The sequence below is a fragment of the Pseudomonas sp. BJa3 genome (genome assembly GCF_026343815.1).
Taxonomy (GTDB): domain Bacteria; phylum Pseudomonadota; class Gammaproteobacteria; order Pseudomonadales; family Pseudomonadaceae; genus Aquipseudomonas; species Aquipseudomonas soli.
The window spans coordinates 1-258 of the sequence record NZ_JAOXMC010000332.1; the positions used below are offsets into that span (position 1 = coordinate 1).

At 66.3% G+C, this 258-nt stretch carries 1 protein-coding gene; it reads right to left on the reverse strand.

Features of this window, described 5'->3' with window-relative positions; all coding sequences use genetic code 11:
* Window positions 1-258: hypothetical protein (locus OH705_RS27920; RefSeq protein ID WP_267303522.1), on the reverse strand; the 258-nt coding region annotated here is incomplete at both ends.

Consider the following 258-nt stretch of genomic DNA (forward strand, 5'->3'; position numbering starts at 1 on the left):
CTGGCGGTTGTCCAGGGAGTCGGCCACAAAGGTGAAGCCTTGCGGGCTGGTGATTTCGCCGTTCTGGTTGTCGACGCTGCCGAGGTTGTTCAGTACCAGCACCGGGGCCTTGATCAGGCCGTGGTTGACCAGCGCGCCCTGGCCCAGGTCGAGGGTGATCGAGGCCTTGCTCAGCATCCGCCCGGCCTGCTGGTCGAAACCGCTGGCGGTCAGGTGCATGGCGCCATCGCTGTCGATGCGGCTGTCGCTGCCCGCGTT